This window comes from Aureimonas sp. Leaf427, from assembly GCF_001425485.1.
GTDB lineage: Bacteria > Pseudomonadota > Alphaproteobacteria > Rhizobiales > Rhizobiaceae > Plantimonas.
Genome location: NZ_LMQW01000052.1, coordinates 171,472 through 191,667, shown reverse-complemented (window position 1 = coordinate 191,667; position 20,196 = coordinate 171,472). Strand labels below are relative to the sequence as shown.

Below are 20,196 nucleotides of genomic sequence, written 5' to 3'. Positions count from 1 at the left end.
AACCGGTCATCCCGAAAAGACAAACGGCAACGAGCGAGAGGGGAGGTCGTCTGGTTCGCGATGAACCTGACGAACGCCCCTCTTCGGCCGGTCAGAAACGGGAAAGCGCATCCCCCGTCAAGGCGGAGCGGACTTGCAGGCGCCGATCAGGCTGCTTCGATATCCGTCGCGGCGAATTTCGGGCCCTTGTAGAGCAGCGGAACCCGGTAATAGCGGGCGCAGGCATAGGCGAGGCAGTCGCCCGTGTTGAGGCTCGCGGGATGGCCGGCCCCGCGCCCGAACCGGCCGAGCGCCTCGATCGCGGCGGGGACGACCTGAACCGGAAGCGAAACGACCTGAATTCCCATCAGCTCCAGGAACTTGCGCAGCGCCAGCTCGCTTTCCTCGACGCGAAGGCCGAGCGTTCGCGCGACGCTGGCGCTCGTCTCGAAGACGGCGATGGGGGAGGTCATGCGCTTGGGGCTGGACTGGAGGCGGGCCGCGAAGATGCGGGCATCGCCCTCGTCCGTCAGCATGGCGATGAGGGCGGAGGCATCGACGAACATCAGCCTCTCCCCTGGCCTTTCTCGCGCAGGGCGCGGCAGAACTCGGCCGCCACGTCGGGCAGCGAGGGCTTCGCCGTCTCCCGCTCCAGCTCGTTGCTGAGCGCCAGATGGACCGCTTCCGTCAGGCCGATCTTCTTCAATCCCGCGAGCTTGCGAGCGAGAGCGTCGGTTTCCGGATTCTTGATGTGAAAGGGCATGGAGACGACACGGTCTATCGGGAAAGCGGGGAGGGGCTATCCCGGTCTGTATAGCGCGCTTTTTCCCGGCAGCTAAAAGGTTTCTATCCGTCTCCACAGGATCGGAAAGCCGCGCGCCGAGATACGGTGTATCGCCATAACGCTTCCGAATCGACGCTTTTAGCGTCGGCATCTATCCGTTTCGGGATAGAAACGGTTTCGGCGACGGCCCTGTGCCTATTCCCCTGATCCGACAGAGGAACTAGACGTCTGCCTATCCGCGTCTAGAAGTGCCCGGCGTGTAGACCGAAGGCGCCGGCCTCCGAGGCTACCGAGAGGCTACCGAGATGTGAGGCCGACTCTAGAGGACCGGCTGCGGCACGGGAATCCATGGGCGGCCGGACTCCACAGGTCTCTCCCGCCAGACTGTCACACGACTGCAATGGAACTGCGGCACAGGCAGGCGCCCGACCCTTGGAGGCCGGCTCTTCGAGGAGTGACACATGGACCGGGCCGACACGTTCACAGCCGACGTCGAGCGCATCCGCGACGAGCTGGCCGACGCTCTGGACGAAGAGCTGGAGATCGCGCTCGAAGAGGAGCGTCTCGACCGCGCGGCCGGACGCGCCGCGAAGGCCGGCTTCGACCGCAACACCTATTTCCGCGAGCTTCTGCGTCTCCAGCGCGAACTGGTTCGCCTCCAGGACTGGGTGCAGCACAGCGGCCTGAAGCTCGTGGTCCTGTTCGAGGGGCGCGATTCGGCCGGCAAGGGCGGCGCCATCAAGCGCATCACCCAGCGGCTGAATCCGCGCGTCTGCCGCGTCGTCGCCCTGCCCGCGCCGACCACCCGCGAGCGCACGCAGTGGTATTTCCAGCGCTATGTCTCGCATCTGCCGGCCGCCGGGGAGATGGTCCTCTTCGATCGGTCCTGGTACAATCGCGCCGGCGTCGAGCGCGTCATGGGCTTCTGCACCGAGGACGAGGTGGAGGAGTTCTTCCGCACCGTGCCGGATTTCGAGCGCATGCTCATGAGGTCCGGCATCATCCTTCTCAAGTACTGGTTCTCGATCACCGACGAGGAGCAGGAGTTCCGCTTCCACATGCGCATCAACGACCCGCTGAAACAGTGGAAGCTGTCCCCGATGGACCTCGAATCGCGTCTGCGCTGGGAGGACTACACCCGCGCCAAGGAGGCGATGCTGGAGCGCACGCACAGCGCCGAGGCCCCCTGGTGGATCGTCGAGGCCGACGACAAGAAGCGCGCGCGCCTCAACTGCATCGCCCATCTTCTGGCGCAGGTTCCCTATCAGGATGTCGAGAAGCCCCCGGTGACGCTGCCCTCCCGCGTCCGCCACGCCGACTACACGCGCCATCCCGTGCCGCGCGAGCTCTACGTGCCGGACATCTACGGAGCCTCATGAAGGACGCGCCGGGCCGGCTCGGTCCGAGCCTGATCTGGGCCTTCGCCTTTGCCGGCGGCCATGCCGTGCCGCTCGACGGGCCAAAGGCGCCGGGCCTCGCCTCCGCCGAGGGCGAGGCGCTGGTCTGGCTGCATCTCAATCTGGCGGATCAGTCCACGATCCGCTGGATCGCCGGCGATGCCGCCCTGCCGGAGGAGGTGCGCGAGCTGCTGCTCGGCACGGAGACCCATGCGCGCGCGCTGGTCTCGGGCGACACGGTCGCCTGCGTCGTTCATGATTTCGAGGTCGATTTCGCGGCCGGCGCGACCTCGCGCGTCGGCGCCCTTCGCTTCGCGCTGGCGCCCGGCCGCGTCATCACCGCCCGCCACCACCCGCTCCACGCCGCCGACGTCATACGCCGCCGCATCGACACGGGCGCGCGGCCGATGGATGGGGCGGCCGCGCTCGACCTCATCGTCACCTCCATCGCCAGCGTCGCCGCCAAGACCGCCGCGGAGCTCGCCGCCGGCGTCGAGGCGGCGGAGGACGCCCTGCTGCTCGATGATTTCGAGCCGGACGCCCGCCAGCTCGTCACTGCGCGGCGACGCGCCAAGCAGCTGCACCGCCAGCTCGGCGGCCTGCGCGCCGTGCTGACGCGGCTGGAGGAGGACGAGGACCTGCCGGAGCCGCTGCACCCGGCCGTCGAGCGTCTTGCCCAGCGCATTGCTTCCCTGGAGGGCGACGTGCGCGGCATCGAGGCCGATATCCGGCTCCTGCGCGACGAGCTGGACCTCCAGGCGGCCCGGCGCACCAATGCCAATCTCTACGTCCTCTCCATCCTCTCCGCGCTGCTCTTGCCCGCGACGCTCGTCACCGGTTTCTTCGGCATGAACACGAGCGGCATGCCCTTCGAGAGCGGCCCCTTCGGCACGATCCTCGCCGCGCTCGTGGCCGGGGCCGCCGCCTTCGCCGTCTATCTCTGGCTGCGCGCCAAGGGCTTTCTCGGCGGCGGCTGAGCGCCGGCCCGTTCGGCCGGGCGGGTTGGCGGATCGGGCCGGGCGCGCTATGCCGCCTCCAACGACCTCTTCCGAAACGAGCGACACCATGACCGAAACGCCCGACCAGACTCCCGACCAGATCGTGGACGAAACCGCGATCGCCCTGCCAGACCGTCTCGCGGCCGATCCGAGCAGCCCCTTCCACGATCCCGAGCTTCTCGCGCGCGGCGTCGGCGTCCGCTTCAAGGGTGTCGAGAAGACCAATGTCGAGGAATACTGCGTCAGCGAGGGCTGGATTCGCGTGCCCGCCGGCAATGCCCGCGACCGCAAGGGCAACCCGATGACGCTGAAGCTGAAGGGCCCCGTCGAGGTCTGGCTGCGCGAGCCCGGCGAGGCCTGATCGAAGCCGCCGCCGGGCCCGGTCGCCATCTGCGCGACGGACGCCTTGCGCCGGGCTGGCGGCGCCGAGACCCGTGATTTGACAGGCACGGCCGATTTCGGCTCAAGGACGCGGCAAGGCGGCTCTTCGGGACTTCGGGCGATGATCGACATCGGGCATTGGCGCAAAGGCCTGGGGCGTGAGGGCCTTTGGCGCGACGGCCTGGGACGCAAGGCCCTGGCGCCTCTCCTGGCGCTGGCGCTCGTCGCCTGCCAGTCGGCCGACCTGTCGGGCCCGACCTCGCCGCTCGATCCCGCCTCCCTTGCGGAAGGCTCCTTCGCCGAGCCGGAGATCCGCGCAGCCTCCGCCTATGTGGTGGATGCCGGCACGGGGCGGGTTCTTCTCGACGAGGCCGGCGAGGCGCCGCGCTATCCCGCCTCGCTGACGAAGATGATGACGCTGCATCTCCTCTTCGACGCCGTGGCGGCCGGCCGGCTCTCGCTCGACAGCGATCTCCTCGTCTCGCCCTTCGCCGCCTCGCGCGCGCCCTCCAAGCTGGGTCTTCGGGCGGGCGAGACGATCAAGGTCCGCGACGCCGCGCAGGCCCTGGCGGTGAAATCGGCCAACGACGCGGCGACCGTGATCGCGGAGAACCTCGCCGGCTCGGAAGCCGCCTTCGCGGTCCAGATGAACGCCAAGGCCCGCGCGATCGGCATGCGCCGCACGCGCTTCGTCAACGCTTCGGGCCTGCCGCAGGAGGGCCAGGTGACGACGGCCCGCGACATGGCGACGCTCGCCCTCTCGCTGCGCGGGCGCCACCCGCGCTTCGCGCCCTATTTCGCCGCGACCGAATTCACCTATGCCGGCAAGACCTACAAGGCGACGAACAAGCTGCTCGGCCAAGGCATCGGCGTCGACGGCATGAAGACCGGCTTCATCCGCGACTCCGGCTTTCACCTCGTCGCCTCGGCGGGCCGGGGCGGCCATCGCATCGTCGTCGTCGTGATGGGCGGCGTCACCGGCAAGGCCCGCGATGCGCGCGTCGCGGCCCTCGTCGCGCAGTACCTCTGACGCTCCGCCTGCACATCTGACGGTCCAATCCGATCGCTTGTCCCAGCGGCTTGCGAGGGCCTGACCCGAACCTCGGACGGCTCGGCTGCGCCTTTCGTGCTCTACTCCTCAGAGAGCCGGGTCGATACAATGAAAGCCGGCTAAGTTTCGGTCATTCGGGATCGGCATTCGGAAGGGCCCGGGGTCTCGCGGCGACCTCAGCTCTGGAGCGTAACGGCCTTCTCGCCCAAACGGCGCGCGATCCGCCCGATGGAGACCGTCGGCCGCGTCCGAGCTTCCGGCTTTCAGCCCGGCGCGCCCGCGATTTCGGCGGGTGTCAGCGGGTCCATGCCATGGGTGCGCCGGGCGAGATCGCATTCGGGATCGCCGGGCTGGCATTCGCGGCAGACCATCGGCCGAAGCTCGTAGATCGTGCAGGACGCGCCTTCGCCGACGACGCCCGCCAGCGCCAGGCAGCGGTCGTTCTCGCAGCGCATGCCCGACAGATCGGCGGCGACCAGCGTCTCCGGAATCCGGTCGAGCTGCTCGTCGCTTTCCATCGAGAAACGCGGCCAGTCCGCCGACGTGGCGCAACAGGCGCCGCAGACCCGGCAATCGAAACCGCTGCTCGTGCTCAATCCTCAGCCTTTCCCGACCGTCGACCGGGCATCCGCCATGCCCCGGCACGGCCCCGATATCGCCGGAGGTCCGAGCCATGAACCCCGAGCCCTACGCCCCGAGCCCGCATCGAAAAGACCCCGGCGCTTCCCGAACGACGCGCGCATCCATCGATGCCGCCGCGACCGCTCCCGCCCCATGAACAGGATGGCCGGCCCCACCGCAAGCCTGCGCTCGTCCCCACCTTGCCCGCATCGCCCCGATCCGCTATGAACCCAACCAACGGACGAGTTTCGCCCGCCGCCGGCCCGCCGGCCTTGCACCCGTAGCTCAGCTGGATAGAGCGCTGCCCTCCGAAGGCAGAGGTCAGGGGTTCGAATCCCTTCGGGTGCACCAAAATTCCACCACTTCGGTACAGAACTGCGAACACGGAACGCGTTCAGCATCAGCGTGCTGGAGCGCCATGCCTCTCGGTAACGAACCTACAGGACCTATCGAACTGTATGTCACGCAGTTGAACACAGGGATGCGGAAGCGGATCTTTCCGAAGCAGATGCTTTCGTCGTCGAACTGCTTCAGTTGATTCGATGGCCGTCACTCGCGCTAAAGAGGTGAACCTGCTCTCCTCGCCCTGCCACCGAAATCCGCTCGCCGACACGGATCGCGCTGGTTCGGGGGAACTCCACGGTGATCATTCGGTCTCGGCCAATGTCGAGATAGCCGAAAGTCTGGCTGCCCAGTCGCTCGACGACCGACAGTTCACCCGTGAACCATGCGACTTCTGGCGAACATACTTGCAGATCTTCCGACCGGATTCCGAGCGTGACGCGCTCTAACGTTCGAGCGGAGTCGACGAGTGGCACATCGACCTCTCCGGCGGGCAGGCGGAGCCGAAGGCGGTCGTCGCCACCGGCGACGACATCGCAGTCGAGCGTGTTCATCGTCGGACTGCCGATGAACTTCGCCACGAAGAGTGTCTGGGGCCGGTGATAGAGATCGAGCGGGGCTCCGACCTGCTCCATGTTGCCGCCGTTCATCACCACGATCCGGTCCGCCAGCGTCATGGCCTCGACCTGATCGTGCGTGACGTAGACCGTCGTCGCCTTGATGCGCCGATGGAGTTTTGCGATCTCCAGCCGCATCTCGATGCGCAGCGATGCATCCAGATTGGACAGCGGCTCGTCGAAGAGGAAGGCATCGGGATCGCGGACGATGGCGCGGCCCATGGCAACGCGCTGACGCTGGCCGCCGGAGAGTTGCGCGGGGAGGCGATCCAGAAACGGGTCCAGCTTCAGGACGGCGGAGGCAGCCTTGACCTGCTCCGTGATGGCGGACGGATCGGCATTCCGCATCTTCAGGCCGAAGGCCATGTTGTCCTCGACACTCATGTGCGGATAGAGCGCGTAGTCCTGGAACACCATCGCGATGTTGCGCTCAGCGGGCGGCAAGTGCCCAACTGAACGCCCGCCGATGACGAGATCGCCAGCGGTGATCTCCTCCAGTCCGGCGATCATCCGGAGAAGGGTGGACTTGCCGCAGCCGGACGGACCAACGAGGACAACGAACTCGCCGCTCTCGATCTCGAGGTCGATCCGCTTGATCACGTTCACCGAACCGTAGTCCTTGCGCACGGCCTTCAAAGCGATGACTGACATGGGTCTCCTCCCGACCGCTTGATCTTTCTCACATTATCAATAATGATATCGATAATAACTGGCAAGGGAGAGTGGGTTGGACGAGTCGCAAGATCTCATCACACTTCGCAACGGAACCGGAAAGCGCATCGCGTTGGGCAAGTCCGCCGTAGCCTTCACCGCTCTGAAGCGCGAGATCATGCTGGGCGAACTCGCCGCTGGGCAGGCCTTGGTCGAACTGGATCTTGCGACACGCTTCGGCTGCAGCCAGGGCACGGTGCGCGAGGCGCTGCTCCAGCTTCAGGACGAGGGCCTGGTCCAACGCAACGGCTACCGCGGAACGCAGGTCTCCGATTGCACGCTGGACGAGGCGGTCGAACTCTTCCGCATCCGGCAGTCCATCGAATGCAGGGGTATCGTCCATGTGCTGCGCCATCCCAGCCGCGCGCTGACGGCGGACCTCAGGGCCTTGCAGGCCGCGATGGTGGATGCAGCGGAGGCAGGCGACGAGTTGGAACTCGCCTCCATCGACCGGGATTTCCACAGCCGCATCTTTGCCGATGCTAGGCTTGGCGCGCTTGATCCGGTCCTTCGGCGCTGCCTCATCCACAATCACCGCTTCAAGATCTCCCGCTCGGCGGAGGCCCGCGATCTCGTGCAGACGGCCCGGCGCCACGAGCCTATCGTCGCCGCGATCGAGGCCCGCGATCTCGCCGCCGCTTCGGCCGCGCTATTCCACCACATCGCGACGATCGTCGATTTCGGCCCCAACATCTTTCCGGACCAGATCCAATGAGCGCCGTCGACGCTCCCATGGCCTTCGCCACGGACCTCGCGCCCGAGATGGCCGCTCTGATGGCGCGCATGGCGGCGGAGGACGGGCAGCAGCCCGATCCGACGCTCCTGCCGCCGGCGGACGGACGGCGTGTCGCGGAGGAGGGAAACCGGCGCTGGAACGTCGAGATGCCGGCGATGGCGCGCGTGGAGACGGCCGTCGCTGGGGCAGATGCCGTCCTCGGCTCGGCCGACACGCGCCTCCTCGTTCTCGTTCCCCCAAACGCTGGAGTGGGCGCGATCCTCTTCGTCCATGGCGGCGGCTTCGCCTTCTGCAGCCCGGAAAGCCACGAGCGCTGCGCGCGGGTTCTAGCCGCCGAGACCGGTCTTCCCGTCATCCTGCCGGATTATAGGCTGGCGCCCGAGCATCCCTATCCGGCGGGGCTTCGCGACGTCATCGGCGCCTGGCGCTCGGCTTTCGCGGCGACGGCGCGCTTCGGCCTTCGTCCGGGCCCGCTGGTGCTGGCTGGCGACAGTGCCGGCGCCGGGCTCTGCGTCTCGGCGATGCTGCACGAGGCGGATCGGCTTCGGGCCGATGCGGCTCTTCTTTTCTACGGTGTCTATGCCGCCGATTTCGACACTCAGTCCTATCGGAACTTCGCGGATGGCCCGGGCCTCACGCGTGCGAAGATGCAGCGCTACTGGAACTTCTATCTCGCCGACGAGGCGGCGCGACGTACGCCGCTCGCATCGCCGCTTCTGGTCGAGGATGCGGCACTTGCCGCCCTTCCGCCGCTGCATCTGATGGCGGCCGGCATAGACCCGCTTCTCAGCGACACGCTGAACTTCGAGGCGCGGCTCGCCGCCTTAGGTCGAGCGGAGCGCACGACGATCGTGCCGGGGGTCGTGCACGGCTTTCTGCAAATGACCAACGAACTGCCCCAGGCGCGGGAGGCGCTGGGGCGGGCGGCGGACTTCGTCCGCAGCCTTTCCTAAAGACGAACGGGAGGAACGACCTATGAAACGACTGAAGCTTCTTGCCGGGGCGCTTGCCCTCTTCACATCCCTCGGTGCCTCGATGGCACAGGCCGAGACGGTGCGCTTCTGGTACCATTTCGACAATCCCGAGAACCCGATGTCGGCTCTCGTCACGAAGTTCCAGGCGGCCAATCCCGATATCCGGATCGAGGCCGAGAACGTTCCCTGGAACAGCTATTACGACAATCTCTACACCGCGCTTGTCGGCGGCAATGCGCCGGACGCGGCCATGGTGAAACTCTTCGCCCAGCCGCGCCTGATCGAGATGGGCGCGCTGGAACCTCTGGGCGAGCGCATCGAGGCTTGGCCCGGCAAGGCCGAGCTTCTCGACAACCTCTTGACGCTCAACGCGGGACCCGACGGCAGCGCCTACTACCTACCCATCCAGTACGTCGTCCTCTACCTCTATTATCGCACCGATCTCTTCGAGGCGGCTGGCCTTCAGCCGCCGAAAACCTGCGAGGAGTTTCGCACGGCTGCCAAGACCCTGACCAAGGCGCCCGACACCTATGGGTTCGGCTTTCGCGGCGGCAAGGGCGGCTGGGACCAGTGGGGCTCGTTTGTCCTCTCGCGCGGCGCCGAGCTGAAGCCTGGCGGGCTCGACAATCTCCAGGCAATCGCTGCCAACGAATGGCTCGTCGATATGTTCACCAAGGACAAGTCGATCCCGCCCTCCTCCCCCAACGACGGCTTCCAGGAGATCATCGGCGCCTTCAAGTCGGGCAAGACGGCCATGACGATTCACCATATCGGATCGTCCAAGGACCTCGTTGCGGCGCTCGGCGAAAAAGTGTCAGCGGTGCCGGTGCCGCAATGCGACGGCAAGGCCTGGACATCCTATGGCGACGAGTCGCTCGCGATCTTCGCCAATTCGGAGGTGAAGGACGCCGCCTGGAAGTGGATCTCCTTCCTGGCGGAGGCGGAAAACAACGTCGAGTTCGTGAAGGCAACGAACCAGCTACCGGTGACGAAGACGGGTTCGGCCAACTGGACCGGACACGAGAAGCGCTTCGTGGAGGCGACGCTCGCCTCGCTGCCCTTCGCGGCTGTCCTGCCGCAATCCTCCGCGACGGCCGACTTCGTCAACACGGAGTGGCAGGCCTCGATGCAGCAGGCGATGACCGGCCAGATCACGCCGGCCGACATGATGAGGAAGCTGCAGGCACTCTTCACCGAATAGCCGCTTCTCGAACGTGGACGCCGGAGTTTCCGGCGTCCACCCCTCTCGGTCGATCCGAAGGCCCTTGTCCATGTCCACCCTTCAAGACATATCCGCGTTGGAAGGCGCGCCGCGACGGCGCTTCTCCCGCGACCGGCTAACACCCTACGCACTTCTGGCACCAGCAGTCGTCGTCGTCCTCGTCGTCGTCTTCCTTCCGATGGCGGAAGCGGTGATCACGAGCCTTTACGAACTGATCCTGTTCCGCCCCAATGCCAGCCGCTTCGTCGGACTCGCAAACTACGTAAAGCTTTACGCCGACCCCGTTTTCTGGGAAGCGCTCGGCAACACTGCGCTCTGGATCGGCCTGACTGTCCCGCTTCAGATGGGACTCGGTCTCGTCGCCGCCGTCCTTCTCAATCGCGAGTTTGCCTGGCGAGGTCTCGCCCGTGCTCTCGTCATCATCCCCTGGGCCCTGCCTAGCGTCGTGATCGCGTTGATGTGGCGCTGGATCTACGATCCGAATATCGGCGTCCTCAACGATCTTCTTCTTTATCTCTCCGTGATCACCGCAGCCGTGCCCTGGCTCGCCGATCCCGACATCGCGATCTACGCCATCATCGCCACGCTGACCTGGCAGGGCTTTCCCTTCTTCGCCGTGATGATTCTCGCGGCCCTCCAAGGCATCCCGAAGAGCCAGTACGAGGCCGCCTCGATCGACGGGGCCAGCGCTTGGCGCCAGTTTCGCCACATCACCCTTCCCGGCATTGCCCCGGTTCTGGCCACTGCTGGCCTCCTGCGCGTCATCTGGGTGGCAAACTCGATGGACGTGATCTTCGTCATGACCGGCGGCGGCCCTGGCTACGCCACGACGACCTTGCCGCTCTACGCCTTCGTGAAGGCACGACAGAACCTCGACTTCGGCTACGGCTCCGCGATCGCAGTGACCTTCACACTGATCCTCGGCTCGGTTGTCGCGATCTACATCGCCCGCACGATGCGAGAGGTCGAACGATGAACCGCCAAAGCTTCCTGAAGCGTCTTCTGACAACGCACATTCCTGTCGCGCTGATCGTCCTTCTTGCGCTCGGGCCTTTCGCCTGGATGATCCTGACCTCGCTGACGCCCTCGGCCGAGATCGTCTCACACGGCGTTTCGGTCGGTCCATCCAGCTGGAGCGCCGACAATTACGTGCGGCTCCTCCGACAAACGTCCTTCCTCGACAACATGGGGCACAGCTTCATCGTCGCGTTCGGAACGGTGGTTCTCGGCCTCCTCGTCTCGGTAACAGCGGCCTACGCTTTCTCGCGCTTCCGCTTCGCAGGGCGAAAGGCGCTGATGCTGCAGTTTCTCCTCGTCAACATGTTCCCGATCGTGCTTCTCATCCTGCCGCTCTTCGTCATGATGCGGCGGCTCGGCATTCTCGACACGCATCTCGGCCTCATCATTGCGAACGCTACAACGGCCATCCCCTTCGCGGTCTGGATGCTGACGAGCTATATCAGCGCTATCCCGAAAAGCCTCGACGAGGCCGCGATGATCGACGGTTGCTCGCGGCTGACGGCCATGCGGCGCGTCGTCCTGCCGCTCGCGTTGCCTGGCATCATCTCGACCGGCATCTACATCTTCATCACGGCCTGGAACGAGTATCTCTACGCGCTGACGCTCGGTGGGCGGAACGTTCGCACCGTCACCGTTGCCATCCAAACACTGATCGGCGAGTTCCAGATCGAATGGGGCCTGCTCGCGGCCGGCGGCGTTGTCGGCGCCCTGCCCGTGACGATCCTCTTCCTCCTCGTCCAACGCCGGCTCGTCGGCGGCCTCACGCAAGGGGCGGTCAAGGGCTGACCGCCCACCGCCTGACTCCAATCCCTCTGCTAAAGAAAGACGGTTCCATGAACCCGGTCGGGTTGATCTCTATGCAATATGCAAGGCCCTTCACGGCCGAGCATTTCCCGCTCTTCGAGAAGATGAAGACGCTCGGCTACGATTTCGTTGAACTCCTCGTTCCCGAACCCGGCGAGCTCGACACGCGGGAGACCGCCAAAGCGCTCTCAGACGCCGGCCTCGGTGTCGTGCTCGCCGCGCGCGTTAATCTTCAGCGCAACCTCTCCTCGGCCGAACCCGACGCACATCGGGGCGGCGTCGACTATCTGCGCTATACGGTCGACTGTGCCGCCGAGCTCGGCGCCACGATCGTCGGCGGCCCTCTCACGGGAAATCCGCTCGTTTTCGCCGGACGCCCCCCCGCACCTGTCTCGGAAGAGGAGCGCCTGGCGCGCAAGAACCGCTGCATCGAAGGCCTGAAGGCTGCCGGCGCGCATGCGGCGGGAACGGGCGTGACGCTGGCCGTCGAGCCGCTGAACCGCTTCGAAAGCGACGTCCTCTGCACGACGCAGCAGGCGATCGAGCTTCTCGACGCCGTTGATCATCCGTCTGTCCAGCTAATGCTCGACACGTTCCACATGGCGATGGAGGAAGCGTCCATCGCCGAGGCGATCCGGCTCGGCGGGACGCGCATTCGGCACTTCCAGGCCAACGAGAACCATCGCGGCTTTCCGGGCACCGGCTCGGTCGACTGGGTGTCCGTCTTCCGCGCCCTCCACGAGGTCGGCTATCACGGACCGGTCTCGCTGGAACCGTTCCGTCGGAATGACGACCGGTTCGGCGTACCCTTCGCGCAATGGCGCCCGCCGCACGAGGACGAGAGCGAGCGGCTTTCCGCGAGCGCCGACTTCATCAAATCCCATCTCGCCCTGACGGAGTTCAGACGATGACCCTTCGGATCGGTTGGATCGGCTGCGGCATCCACGCGACGCAGATGCTGCTGCCGCAGCTCCTGCGCCACGACGTTCAGATCGTCGCGCTGTGCGACATCGACAAAGACCGCTTGGTGCAAGCGGGCCGCCAGTTCGGCGTCTCCACGCTGACCTCGGACGCACACGAACTGATTGCCACGAGCGGCCTCGACGCCATCGGTATGGCGGTCGGCCCGGACCAGCATCTCGCCTTCGGCAAGGCGGCGCTGGAGAAGGGACTCCCCGTCTTCATGGAAAAGCCGCCCTCCGGCTCAGCCGCCGGGGCGCGCGAGCTGGCTGAAGCCTCTCTCCGTTCGGGAAAGCCGCTCCTCGTCGGCTTCATGAAACGCTATTCCGTCGGCAACAAGATCGCTCACAACGTGCTGAAATCCGGCCGCTTCGGAGACGTGCTTGGCCTCACCGGCTACTACATGACGGCGCCAGGCTATTTCACCGGCAATGTCGATTACACGGGCTTTCTACTGCACCACTGTGTGCACTACATGGACCTCGTCTCGCATCTCGTTTCGCCCGTAACGAAGATCACGGCACGCAAGGTCGAGAAGACGCCCGGCCACATCCTCTTCCATGTCGGCTTCGACTTCGAATGCGGGGCGATCGGCACGATCGTCATGGGAACCGTGCAGTCGCGTGGCACGCCCGTCGAGCGCATCGAGATCATGGGCGACCACCAGCGCCTGGAGGTCGAGAACGTCGTCGAGGTGCGCTGGCACCGCAACCCGCCCTTCAAGGTCGCCGACCCCGCCGCGACGCTTCTCGACGCGGAGGACTCGCTGACTTGGAAACCGAACTTCACGGCCGCCGCCAACGAGGACTACAAAGGCTATCACGCGCTTCTGGCCGATGTGGTCCCTGCTCTGCGCGGCGAGACGACATCCGCGCCGACCATCCATGATGGCGTGATTGCCATGGAGCGCCTGGAGGACATGCGGCTTCAACTCGCAATATAAGATCAGACAACGTCCAAAATAGGCCGAAAGCAGTCTGTCCGATTTACGGCAGACTCTAGGAAAAGCGGCCGTTCGGCTCTCCTGTCATGGTCGCGGAACCGGTTCACATAAGCTTTCGTCGTCCGAAGCACGGCTCATGTCTCGCGCTGGAGAAGACCGTCGACGAAGATGTCGAAGAGGCGCATGACGTTCGCCTCCCAGCCAGGCTCCTTGCCCATCATCGACATGCCGATCAAAGCTTGGAGCAAGTCCTCCGGCGTGATATCCTCGCGGATTAGGTTTGCTGCAATGCAGTTTCCTAGGAGAAGTCCGAGCGACCGCGTCAGGTGTTCGAAAGAGAAGGCGTAGACATCGGACGACTTGTCGACGGCCAAAGCGAGCGCCGTCAGCATGCCGCGCTTGGTGGCGACCAGACGAATGCAGGCATGTGACCACTGGCGCAAGGCCTGTACCGGATCTGGATCGTCCGCCAGGCTTTCGGCAAGACGCGCCATTTCCTCCACTTCACGTCGGTAGACGGCCTCGAAGAGAGCCTCGCGTGTCGGGAAATGCCGGTAGAGGGTGCCGATCCCGACCTCGGCGCAGCGTGCGACCGCCTCGAGACTCGCCTCGGGTCCGCCGCTGCGAAACACGGTCACTGCGGCAGCCAAGAGGCGTTCCCGGTTGCGCATGACGTCAGCGCGCGGCTTGCGCGTTCCCTTCTCCGATCCGGCCTCCATCTTACGAATTAGAACTCCTCCAACCTTGTAAACGGAGGGAGCCTCCGTATATGCTTTTGCAAGCGTCCCATAGCGATCCGCGTGGACGCGTTTCGGATGGCTGTCGTGCAAAACCGCCGACAGTCCCGGTTGTTACAGCAGGAGACGGGGGAAAGCATGACCCATTCCATCCGATTGACGATCAACGGAGAGGAGCGGCAGATCGAGCTCGACGATCCCCGCGTGACGCTCCTCGATCTCCTGCGCGAGAGGCTGGAGCTGACGGGGACGAAGAAGGGCTGTGACCGCGGGCAGTGCGGGGCCTGCACGATCCTTGCGGACGATCGGCGCATCAATTCGTGTCTGGCGCTGGCGCTTAGCTACGACGGCGCCGCCATCACCACCATCGAGGGGCTGGCTGAAAACGACACGCTGCATCCCGTCCAGGCGGCCTTCATCGAGCATGACGGTTTCCAGTGCGGCTTCTGCACGCCCGGCCAGATCATGAGCGCCGTCGGCCTCATTGCCGAGAACCAGGCCGGGAACGATCCGGAACGGGTGCGCGAGGGCATGAGCGGCAATCTCTGCCGCTGCGCCGCCTATGCCGGCATCACCGAGGCGGTGCTCGATGCCGGAAACCGGATGAGGGCCTCTGCTGGGGAGAAGGCGGCATGAAGAGCTTCGATTATGTGCGGCCGGCCAGTGTCGCCGAGGCCGTGATCGCCGCGGCCGAGCCGGGCACCGCGTTTCTTGCCGGCGGCACCAACCTCCTCGACCTGATGAAGGGCGGCATCGCGCGTCCCGGCAGGCTGGTCGACATCACCCGTCTGCCGGGTCTTAGCAACGTCGACTGGCAGGCCGACGGCTCGGTGCGCATCGGCGCCCTCGTGCGCAACGCCGACCTCGCACACGACCAACGCTTTGCCGCGCGCTTTCCGGCGGTCGCCGAAGCCCTCCTGTCGGGAGCATCGGGGCAGTTGCGCAACGCCGCGACGGCAAGCGGCAACCTGATGCAGGAAACCCGCTGTCGCTACTTCTACGACACGGCCAGCGCCTGCAACCGACGCGAGCCGGGCCGTGGTTGCGATGCCATAGAGGGCATCAACGATGGGCACGCGGTGCTTGGATGGAGCCCGGCCTGCATCGCCACGCATCCGTCGGACTTCTGCGTTCCGCTCGCCGCGCTCGGCGCAATTGTCGAACTCGAGGGCGTATCCGGTCGCCGGCAGGTGCCCCTCGCGCAGTTCCATCGCCTGCCCGGCGACACGCCCGACGTCCGCACGGTGTGCGAGCCCGGCGAGATGATCGTCGCGGTGCTGCTGCCGCCGGGCGCCGAGGCCTTCGCCGGTCATTCGCGCTACCTCAAGGTGCGCGAGCGCACCTCCTATGCGTTTGCCGTCGTCTCCGCGGCGGTGGGTCTCGATCTGGAGAACGGGAGCATCCGCGAGGCGCGCATCGCTCTTGGCGGCGTCGCGGCGCGGCCCTGGCGCTGCGAGGCGGCCGAAGCCGTCCTCGCGGGGGCAACGCCCGGCCGCGACGTCTTTGAGCGCGCCGCGAAGGCCGCCCTCGAAGGCGCCGCGCCCTCCGGCCACAACGCCTACAAGATCGCCCTCGCCGAGCGCATCGTCGCGCGGGCGCTCGGCCTGGCGGCGGCGGGAACGCCCGATCGCCTTCCGGCGCTGCCGGCCTCGCCCTTCGCCCCCCAGCCCAAAGGTGCCCTCCATGTCTGAGATGACCTTGAACGAGACGGGGCCGCGCCAGCGGCACGGGTCCAACATCGGCCAGCCCCTGACACGGCGCGAAGGCGTGCTGAAGGTGACCGGCGCGGCGACTTTTGCGGCCGACAATCATCCGGCAGGTCTGCTCTATGCGGTCGTCGCAACGAGTTCGATTGCCCGCGGAAGCGTGACCTTCCTCGATGAGGCCGCGGCGCGGGCGCATCCGGGTGTCGTGGACGTGATGACCCCCGCGAACCGGCCGCCGCTCGCATCCGACCCGGACGAGAAGTCGAACCCCTTCATGTTCCGGATGGATCTCCTGCAGAACGCCCGCGTCCGCTATCCCGGACAGCCGATCGCGCTCGTGGTGGCCGAGACGCTGGAGGCGGCGACCGAGGGGGCGGCGCTTCTGGCGCCTCGCTACGAGGCCGAAACCGCGCGCACCGGCCTCGACGGCGCGGAGAGCTTTTCGCCTGCCGTGGTTGGGGCGGGGAACCCCGCCTTCGCCGAAACCGGCGATCTCGATGCGGAACTCGCCGCGTCGGACCTTCGGATCGAGGCGATCTATGAGACGCCCGCGCAATACCACAACGCTATGGAGCCGCACGGCGTCGTCGCAAGCTGGAAGGGCGACAAGCTCTCGCTGGACATGCCGACGCAGGCCCTCGCGATGGCTCAGCAGCGCATCGCGGGCCTCTTCGGGATCGCACCCACCGACATCCATATCAAAAGCCCGTTCCTCGGCGGCGGCTTCGGCTCGAAGGGCTTCCCCGCCGGGCCGCAGGTGCTCGGCATCCTCGCAGCGCGCGCTATCGGTCGCCCGGTCAAGCTCGTACTGCGGCGCGAACAGATGTTCGGGCCCGTCGGCCACCGTGCCCCGACGCGCCAGACCTTCAACCTCGGCGTTTCGCAAGACGGAGCGCTGCGGGCGCTCGGCAACCACACGCGCACGGCCTCCAGCACCTTCGACGACTTTCTCGAGCCGGCCGCCGATGTCGCGCATACGCTGTATGCGAGCCCCGCCATCCGCACGAGCTACGACGCCGTGCGCCTCGACACCGGCACCCCGCTCTTCATGCGCGCGCCGGGCGAGGCCAGCGGCTCGATTACGCTGGAAAGCGCCATCGACGAAGCGGCCTGGGGGGTGCGCATGGATCCGCTCGAGTTCCGGCTGAGGAACTACGCCGAGGCCGAGCCGATCTCCGGCAAGCCCTTCTCGTCGAAGTCGCTGCGGGACTGCTATCGGCTGGGCGCCGAGCGCTTCGGCTGGCAGGGGCGCCCGCTCGAGCCGCGCGCGCGCCGCGACGAGGCCGGTCTCCTCGTCGGCACGGGCGTCGGCACGGCGACCTTCCCGGCGCTGATGTTCCAGGCGAACGCCCGTGCCACCATCCACCGCGACGGAACCGGGATAGTCGAGATCGGCGCCCATGACATGGGTCAGGGTGCATGGACCGCGCTGGCGCAGATCGCGGCGGATGCGCTCGGGCTCGGCATCGACGAGGTGCAGTTCCGCTCCGGCACCTCCGATCTTCCCGATGCCGGGATCGCCGGCGGCTCCGGCCATACCGCGACGGCAGGAATGGCGCTGCATGCGGCCGGAAACAACGCCATCGCCAGGCTCGCCGAGATCGCCACTGCCGACGAGCGCTCGCCGCTCTTCGGCGCGGGCAATGTCGGCACGGTGGCGATCGACGGGCGACTGGTGCGGCGCGACGACGAGAGCCGCGGCGAGAGCTTCACGGACATCCTCCAGCGCGCTGGCCTCGACAAGGTCATGGCGGAGGGCAAGAGCGCCGGCGACCCGGCGGCGCAGGAGACCTATGCCATGCATGCGCACGGTGCGGTCTTCGCGGAGGTGAAGGTCGATCCCGATCTCGGGCAGATCCGGGTCAGCCGCCTCGTCGGCGCCTTCGCGGCGGGGCGCATCATCAATCCGCGGATGGTGGAGAGCCAGCTTCTCGGCGGGATGGTGTGGGGCGTGTCCTTCGCCCTGCACGAACAGGCGCTCACCGATCCCCGCTCAGGCCGGATCATGAACGCCGATCTTGCCGAGTACCACGTTCCGGTGAATGCCGACGTGCCGTCGATGGAGGCGATCCTCGTGCACGAGGACGACCCGCACGTGAACGCCCTCGGCATCAAGGGCGTCGGCGAAATCGGCATCACCGGCACGGGCGGCGCGATCGCCAACGCGATCTGGCACGCGACCGGCCAACGCATCCGCCGCTTCCCGATCGGCCTTGCCGATCTTCTCGACTGAAGTCGCGCGCAATTGGAAAGCAAGGACCGGCGGCCGGACCAGCAAGCCGGACCCTTGCTTCGCTCGACTGCGAAGCAGTTCGTGACCGGGTAGAAAGAAGACCGTCCGCTTTTAGAAATGTTGAGTCGAAAAGCTGCCCTTCCGCAAACGACCCGTCCAAGACTTAAGGATTGAATTTGATGCCGCCCAAAACTGACGCGGCGTTTGCGTCGCCGCCGTGTGCAGTCTTGAAGACGCGGCTTTCGCGATCTTCAACTCGAGCACGGCAATTGACGTGTCCATCGATAAAAGGACGCAGACCGCTCAAGCAGTCCGCGTTCTCCAATATTTCAGTTTTCTGCGTCACTCGGCTGATCGACGATCATTTCCCGATCAAGTCGGCAGGCAGGTCCTGACCGAAGTATTTCTTGTAGATTGTGTTCAACTTGCCGTTCTTCAGGTTGGTGTCGACAAAGCTGTCGAGCGCCGCCTTGAAGCCGTCGTCACCCTTCCGCAGACCCATGGCCATCGGGTAGTTGTTCAGCTCCATCTTGATCTCGAGCCCGAGCGCCGGGCTCTGCTCGGCTACGGCTTGTGCGGTGGACAGCGCGGCCGCGAACACCTTCTGCTGGCCCGTCGCCATCGCGGTGTTGGTGGTGGACTCGTCCTCATAGCGTACGACGCTGGCATCGCTGTCGTTGGTCTTGATCAACTTGGTCAGCTCGATGTCGGCGGTCGTGCCACGTGCGACGGCGACTTCCATGCCGGCAAGGTCGGCGGCGGCCTTGATGTTGGTGTCCTTGGGGCCGGAGATGACCACCGGAATGACGCCATAGGGCTTGGAGTAGTCGATGACCTTCTTGCGCTCCTCGGTGATCGAGAACGACGCGATCACGACGTCGGCGCGGTTGGACAGCAGGAACGGCACGCGGTTCGCGCCAGACACGGGCACGATCTCGAGCGCCACCCCAAGGTCCTCGGCAAGGAGCTTGGCAGTCTCGACGTCGGACCCGGTTTCCTTGGCGGAGCCGTCGAGCATGCCGTAGGGCGGGTGGCTGACGTCAACGGCGACGATGATCTTGCCGCGCTCCTTGATGTCGGAAAGCGTGTCCGCGAGGGCGGCGCCCATCGAGGCGACGAGGCTGGCCGCGAGCACGACGCCCGCCAGAAGTGATGTCTTGCGCATGGTGTATCCTCCCATTATGCCGCGCCCGAAATGGACGCGGAATCCTTCACAGGCCGTTGCCCACGAACTGCTGGAGTTCCGGTGTGGTCGGGTTGGCCAGCATGTCGCCGTTGCCCTTCTCCCAGACGCGGCCCTCGTGCATGAACACGATCTGGTCCGCGACCTTGGCGGCGAACGCCATCTCGTGCGTCACCAGCACCATGGTCATGCCGCCTGCCGCGAGCTTGGCGATCACCCGCAGCACCTCACCGGTCAGCTCGGGGTCGAGCGCGGAGGTGATCTCGTCGAAGAGCATCAGGCGCGGCCGCATCGCCAGCGAACGTGCGATCGCGACCCGCTGCTGCTGGCCTCCCGAAAGCTGCTCCGGATAGTTATTGGCTTTCTCCGACAGTCCGACCTGCTCGAGCACCTCGGCGGCCAGCGCGCCTACGGCTGCGCCCTTCAGACCGTTCACCTTCCGGGGCGCGAGAGTGACGTTCTCTTCGACGGTGAGGTGCGGGAAGAGGTTGTAGCTTTGAAAGACGATGCCGACCTCTTTCCGCAGGTCGCGTAGGTCGAAGTCGCGGGCGAGCAGGTCGCGGCCGCAAACGCTCAACTTGCCCGCATTGATCCTCTCGAGACCGTTGATGCAGCGGAGCGCCGTGCTCTTGCCGGACCCGCTCTTGCCGATTAGGGCGACGACCTGACCCTCCACTATGTCGAGGGTGATGCCCTTCAGGACCTCCAAGGCGCCGAAGCTCTTGCGGACTTCGTCGAAACGCACGATCGGCGTTCCCGTGGATACGAGGGGGTCTTTCGAGATCTGGGTCAGCATG

At 66.0% G+C, this 20,196-nt stretch carries 21 protein-coding genes and 1 tRNA gene; 15 read left to right on the top strand and 7 right to left on the bottom strand.

What is annotated here, in order from left to right:
• Window positions 1-146: 146 nt before the first annotated feature.
• Window positions 147-545 (bottom strand): type II toxin-antitoxin system VapC family toxin, encoded by a 399-nt coding sequence (locus tag ASG62_RS23485; RefSeq protein ID WP_056692725.1) that lies wholly within the window; start codon window positions 543-545, stop codon window positions 147-149.
• Window positions 545-742 (bottom strand): type II toxin-antitoxin system VapB family antitoxin, encoded by a 198-nt coding sequence (locus tag ASG62_RS23480; RefSeq protein ID WP_056692727.1) that lies wholly within the window; start codon window positions 740-742, stop codon window positions 545-547. Before ASG62_RS23480 ends, ASG62_RS23485 begins: the two co-directional genes overlap by 1 nt.
• Before the next feature lie 482 nt (window positions 743-1,224).
• Here ASG62_RS23480 and ppk2 point away from each other — a divergent pair, with 482 nt between their 5' ends.
• The 4 genes from ppk2 (at window position 1,225) to ASG62_RS23460 (ending at window position 4,569) form a co-directional block, all read left to right on the top strand.
• Entirely contained in the window at window positions 1,225-2,142 is a 918-nt protein-coding gene (ppk2, locus tag ASG62_RS23475; RefSeq protein WP_056692730.1) for a polyphosphate kinase 2, read from the top strand.
• Window positions 2,139-3,137 (top strand): CorA family divalent cation transporter, encoded by a 999-nt coding sequence (locus ASG62_RS23470; RefSeq protein WP_056692733.1) that lies wholly within the window; start codon window positions 2,139-2,141, stop codon window positions 3,135-3,137. Before ppk2 ends, ASG62_RS23470 begins: the two co-directional genes overlap by 4 nt.
• Window positions 3,138-3,225: 88 nt before the next feature.
• On the top strand, window positions 3,226-3,519 hold the full coding sequence (locus ASG62_RS23465; protein WP_056692736.1) for a DUF3297 family protein: 294 nt from the start codon (window positions 3,226-3,228) through the stop codon (window positions 3,517-3,519).
• A gap of 141 nt (window positions 3,520-3,660) precedes the next feature.
• Window positions 3,661-4,569 (top strand): D-alanyl-D-alanine carboxypeptidase family protein, encoded by a 909-nt coding sequence (locus ASG62_RS23460; protein ID WP_082537098.1) that lies wholly within the window; start codon window positions 3,661-3,663, stop codon window positions 4,567-4,569.
• A gap of 284 nt (window positions 4,570-4,853) precedes the next feature.
• Here ASG62_RS23460 and ASG62_RS23455 read toward each other — a convergent pair whose 3' ends face one another.
• Window positions 4,854-5,186 carry a YkgJ family cysteine cluster protein gene (locus tag ASG62_RS23455; RefSeq protein ID WP_056692739.1) on the bottom strand — a complete coding sequence of 111 codons (333 nt, stop codon included), beginning with the start codon at window positions 5,184-5,186 and terminating at the stop codon, window positions 4,854-4,856.
• A 299-nt stretch (window positions 5,187-5,485) separates the two neighbouring features.
• Between ASG62_RS23455 and ASG62_RS23450 the strand changes: the two genes are divergently transcribed.
• Window positions 5,486-5,562: transfer RNA gene (locus ASG62_RS23450), tRNA-Arg, on the top strand.
• 179 nt (window positions 5,563-5,741) lie between these two features.
• On the opposite strand, the gene ASG62_RS23445 is transcribed toward ASG62_RS23450, so the two are convergent.
• A complete protein-coding gene (locus ASG62_RS23445) occupies window positions 5,742-6,821 on the bottom strand; it encodes an ABC transporter ATP-binding protein (protein ID WP_056692742.1) in 1,080 nt (359 codons plus the stop codon).
• Window positions 6,822-6,897: 76 nt separating this feature from the next.
• Between ASG62_RS23445 and ASG62_RS23440 the strand changes: the two genes are divergently transcribed.
• The 7 genes from ASG62_RS23440 (at window position 6,898) to ASG62_RS23410 (ending at window position 13,540) form a co-directional block, all read left to right on the top strand.
• Complete coding sequence (locus ASG62_RS23440) at window positions 6,898-7,596, top strand: GntR family transcriptional regulator (RefSeq protein ID WP_244487525.1); 699 nt, start codon at window positions 6,898-6,900, stop codon at window positions 7,594-7,596.
• The gene (locus tag ASG62_RS23435) at window positions 7,593-8,570 is read left to right on the top strand and encodes an alpha/beta hydrolase (RefSeq protein WP_244487526.1); all 978 of its coding nucleotides are present in this window, start codon (window positions 7,593-7,595) and stop codon (window positions 8,568-8,570) included. Before ASG62_RS23440 ends, ASG62_RS23435 begins: the two co-directional genes overlap by 4 nt.
• A 22-nt stretch (window positions 8,571-8,592) precedes the next feature.
• On the top strand, window positions 8,593-9,792 hold the full coding sequence (locus ASG62_RS23430) for an ABC transporter substrate-binding protein (protein WP_056692744.1): 1,200 nt from the start codon (window positions 8,593-8,595) through the stop codon (window positions 9,790-9,792).
• A 70-nt stretch (window positions 9,793-9,862) separates the two neighbouring features.
• Window positions 9,863-10,789, top strand: coding sequence for a carbohydrate ABC transporter permease (locus tag ASG62_RS23425; RefSeq protein WP_056692747.1), 927 nt, complete (start codon window positions 9,863-9,865; stop codon window positions 10,787-10,789).
• On the top strand, window positions 10,786-11,619 hold the full coding sequence (locus tag ASG62_RS23420) for a carbohydrate ABC transporter permease (RefSeq protein ID WP_056692749.1): 834 nt from the start codon (window positions 10,786-10,788) through the stop codon (window positions 11,617-11,619). Before ASG62_RS23425 ends, ASG62_RS23420 begins: the two co-directional genes overlap by 4 nt.
• 47 nt (window positions 11,620-11,666) lie before the next feature.
• The gene (locus ASG62_RS23415) at window positions 11,667-12,548 is read left to right on the top strand and encodes a sugar phosphate isomerase/epimerase family protein (protein ID WP_056692753.1); all 882 of its coding nucleotides are present in this window, start codon (window positions 11,667-11,669) and stop codon (window positions 12,546-12,548) included.
• The gene (locus ASG62_RS23410) at window positions 12,545-13,540 is read left to right on the top strand and encodes a Gfo/Idh/MocA family protein (protein WP_056692757.1); all 996 of its coding nucleotides are present in this window, start codon (window positions 12,545-12,547) and stop codon (window positions 13,538-13,540) included. Before ASG62_RS23415 ends, ASG62_RS23410 begins: the two co-directional genes overlap by 4 nt.
• 134 nt (window positions 13,541-13,674) lie before the next feature.
• Here ASG62_RS23410 and ASG62_RS23405 read toward each other — a convergent pair whose 3' ends face one another.
• Window positions 13,675-14,259: a TetR/AcrR family transcriptional regulator gene (locus ASG62_RS23405; protein WP_056692760.1), complete on the bottom strand. Its 585-nt coding sequence runs from the start codon at window positions 14,257-14,259 to the stop codon at window positions 13,675-13,677.
• Window positions 14,260-14,415: 156 nt separating this feature from the next.
• On the opposite strand from ASG62_RS23405, the gene ASG62_RS23400 reads away from it, so the two are divergent.
• From ASG62_RS23400 to ASG62_RS23390, 3 genes are read left to right on the top strand one after another with little or no spacing between them, the layout of a single operon-like run.
• Window positions 14,416-14,913: a (2Fe-2S)-binding protein gene (locus ASG62_RS23400; RefSeq protein ID WP_056692763.1), complete on the top strand. Its 498-nt coding sequence runs from the start codon at window positions 14,416-14,418 to the stop codon at window positions 14,911-14,913.
• Window positions 14,910-15,968, top strand: coding sequence for an FAD binding domain-containing protein (locus ASG62_RS23395; protein ID WP_056692766.1), 1,059 nt, complete (start codon window positions 14,910-14,912; stop codon window positions 15,966-15,968). The genes ASG62_RS23400 and ASG62_RS23395 overlap by 4 nt, the downstream gene beginning before the upstream one ends.
• Complete coding sequence (locus tag ASG62_RS23390) at window positions 15,961-18,216, top strand: xanthine dehydrogenase family protein molybdopterin-binding subunit (RefSeq protein WP_056692769.1); 2,256 nt, start codon at window positions 15,961-15,963, stop codon at window positions 18,214-18,216. Before ASG62_RS23395 ends, ASG62_RS23390 begins: the two co-directional genes overlap by 8 nt.
• Before the next feature lie 361 nt (window positions 18,217-18,577).
• Here the strand turns inward: ASG62_RS23390 and ASG62_RS23385 are convergent, their stop codons facing one another.
• Together ASG62_RS23385 and ASG62_RS23380 are read right to left on the bottom strand one after the other, a co-directional pair.
• Window positions 18,578-19,381: a transporter substrate-binding domain-containing protein gene (locus ASG62_RS23385; RefSeq protein WP_056692770.1), complete on the bottom strand. Its 804-nt coding sequence runs from the start codon at window positions 19,379-19,381 to the stop codon at window positions 18,578-18,580.
• 46 nt (window positions 19,382-19,427) lie between these two features.
• Entirely contained in the window at window positions 19,428-20,195 is a 768-nt protein-coding gene (locus tag ASG62_RS23380) for an amino acid ABC transporter ATP-binding protein (RefSeq protein WP_056692773.1), read from the bottom strand.
• Between the last annotated feature and the right edge of the window lies 1 nt (window position 20,196).

Coding starts and splice junctions, on each gene's coding strand:
- ASG62_RS23485 (WP_056692725.1), bottom strand. CDS start 545: ATGTTCGTCGATGCCTCCGCCCTCATCGCCATGCTGACGGACGAGGGC.
- ASG62_RS23480 (WP_056692727.1), bottom strand. CDS start 742: ATGCCCTTTCACATCAAGAATCCGGAAACCGACGCTCTCGCTCGCAAG.
- ppk2 (WP_056692730.1), top strand. CDS start 1,225: ATGGACCGGGCCGACACGTTCACAGCCGACGTCGAGCGCATCCGCGAC.
- ASG62_RS23470 (WP_056692733.1), top strand. CDS start 2,139: ATGAAGGACGCGCCGGGCCGGCTCGGTCCGAGCCTGATCTGGGCCTTC.
- ASG62_RS23465 (WP_056692736.1), top strand. CDS start 3,226: ATGACCGAAACGCCCGACCAGACTCCCGACCAGATCGTGGACGAAACC.
- ASG62_RS23460 (WP_082537098.1), top strand. CDS start 3,661: ATGATCGACATCGGGCATTGGCGCAAAGGCCTGGGGCGTGAGGGCCTT.
- ASG62_RS23445 (WP_056692742.1), bottom strand. CDS start 6,821: ATGTCAGTCATCGCTTTGAAGGCCGTGCGCAAGGACTACGGTTCGGTG.
- ASG62_RS23435 (WP_244487526.1), top strand. CDS start 7,593: ATGAGCGCCGTCGACGCTCCCATGGCCTTCGCCACGGACCTCGCGCCC.
- ASG62_RS23430 (WP_056692744.1), top strand. CDS start 8,593: ATGAAACGACTGAAGCTTCTTGCCGGGGCGCTTGCCCTCTTCACATCC.
- ASG62_RS23425 (WP_056692747.1), top strand. CDS start 9,863: ATGTCCACCCTTCAAGACATATCCGCGTTGGAAGGCGCGCCGCGACGG.
- ASG62_RS23420 (WP_056692749.1), top strand. CDS start 10,786: ATGAACCGCCAAAGCTTCCTGAAGCGTCTTCTGACAACGCACATTCCT.
- ASG62_RS23415 (WP_056692753.1), top strand. CDS start 11,667: ATGAACCCGGTCGGGTTGATCTCTATGCAATATGCAAGGCCCTTCACG.
- ASG62_RS23410 (WP_056692757.1), top strand. CDS start 12,545: ATGACCCTTCGGATCGGTTGGATCGGCTGCGGCATCCACGCGACGCAG.
- ASG62_RS23405 (WP_056692760.1), bottom strand. CDS start 14,259: ATGGAGGCCGGATCGGAGAAGGGAACGCGCAAGCCGCGCGCTGACGTC.
- ASG62_RS23400 (WP_056692763.1), top strand. CDS start 14,416: ATGACCCATTCCATCCGATTGACGATCAACGGAGAGGAGCGGCAGATC.
- ASG62_RS23395 (WP_056692766.1), top strand. CDS start 14,910: ATGAAGAGCTTCGATTATGTGCGGCCGGCCAGTGTCGCCGAGGCCGTG.
- ASG62_RS23390 (WP_056692769.1), top strand. CDS start 15,961: ATGTCTGAGATGACCTTGAACGAGACGGGGCCGCGCCAGCGGCACGGG.
- ASG62_RS23385 (WP_056692770.1), bottom strand. CDS start 19,381: ATGCGCAAGACATCACTTCTGGCGGGCGTCGTGCTCGCGGCCAGCCTC.
- ASG62_RS23380 (WP_056692773.1), bottom strand. CDS start 20,195: ATGCTGACCCAGATCTCGAAAGACCCCCTCGTATCCACGGGAACGCCG.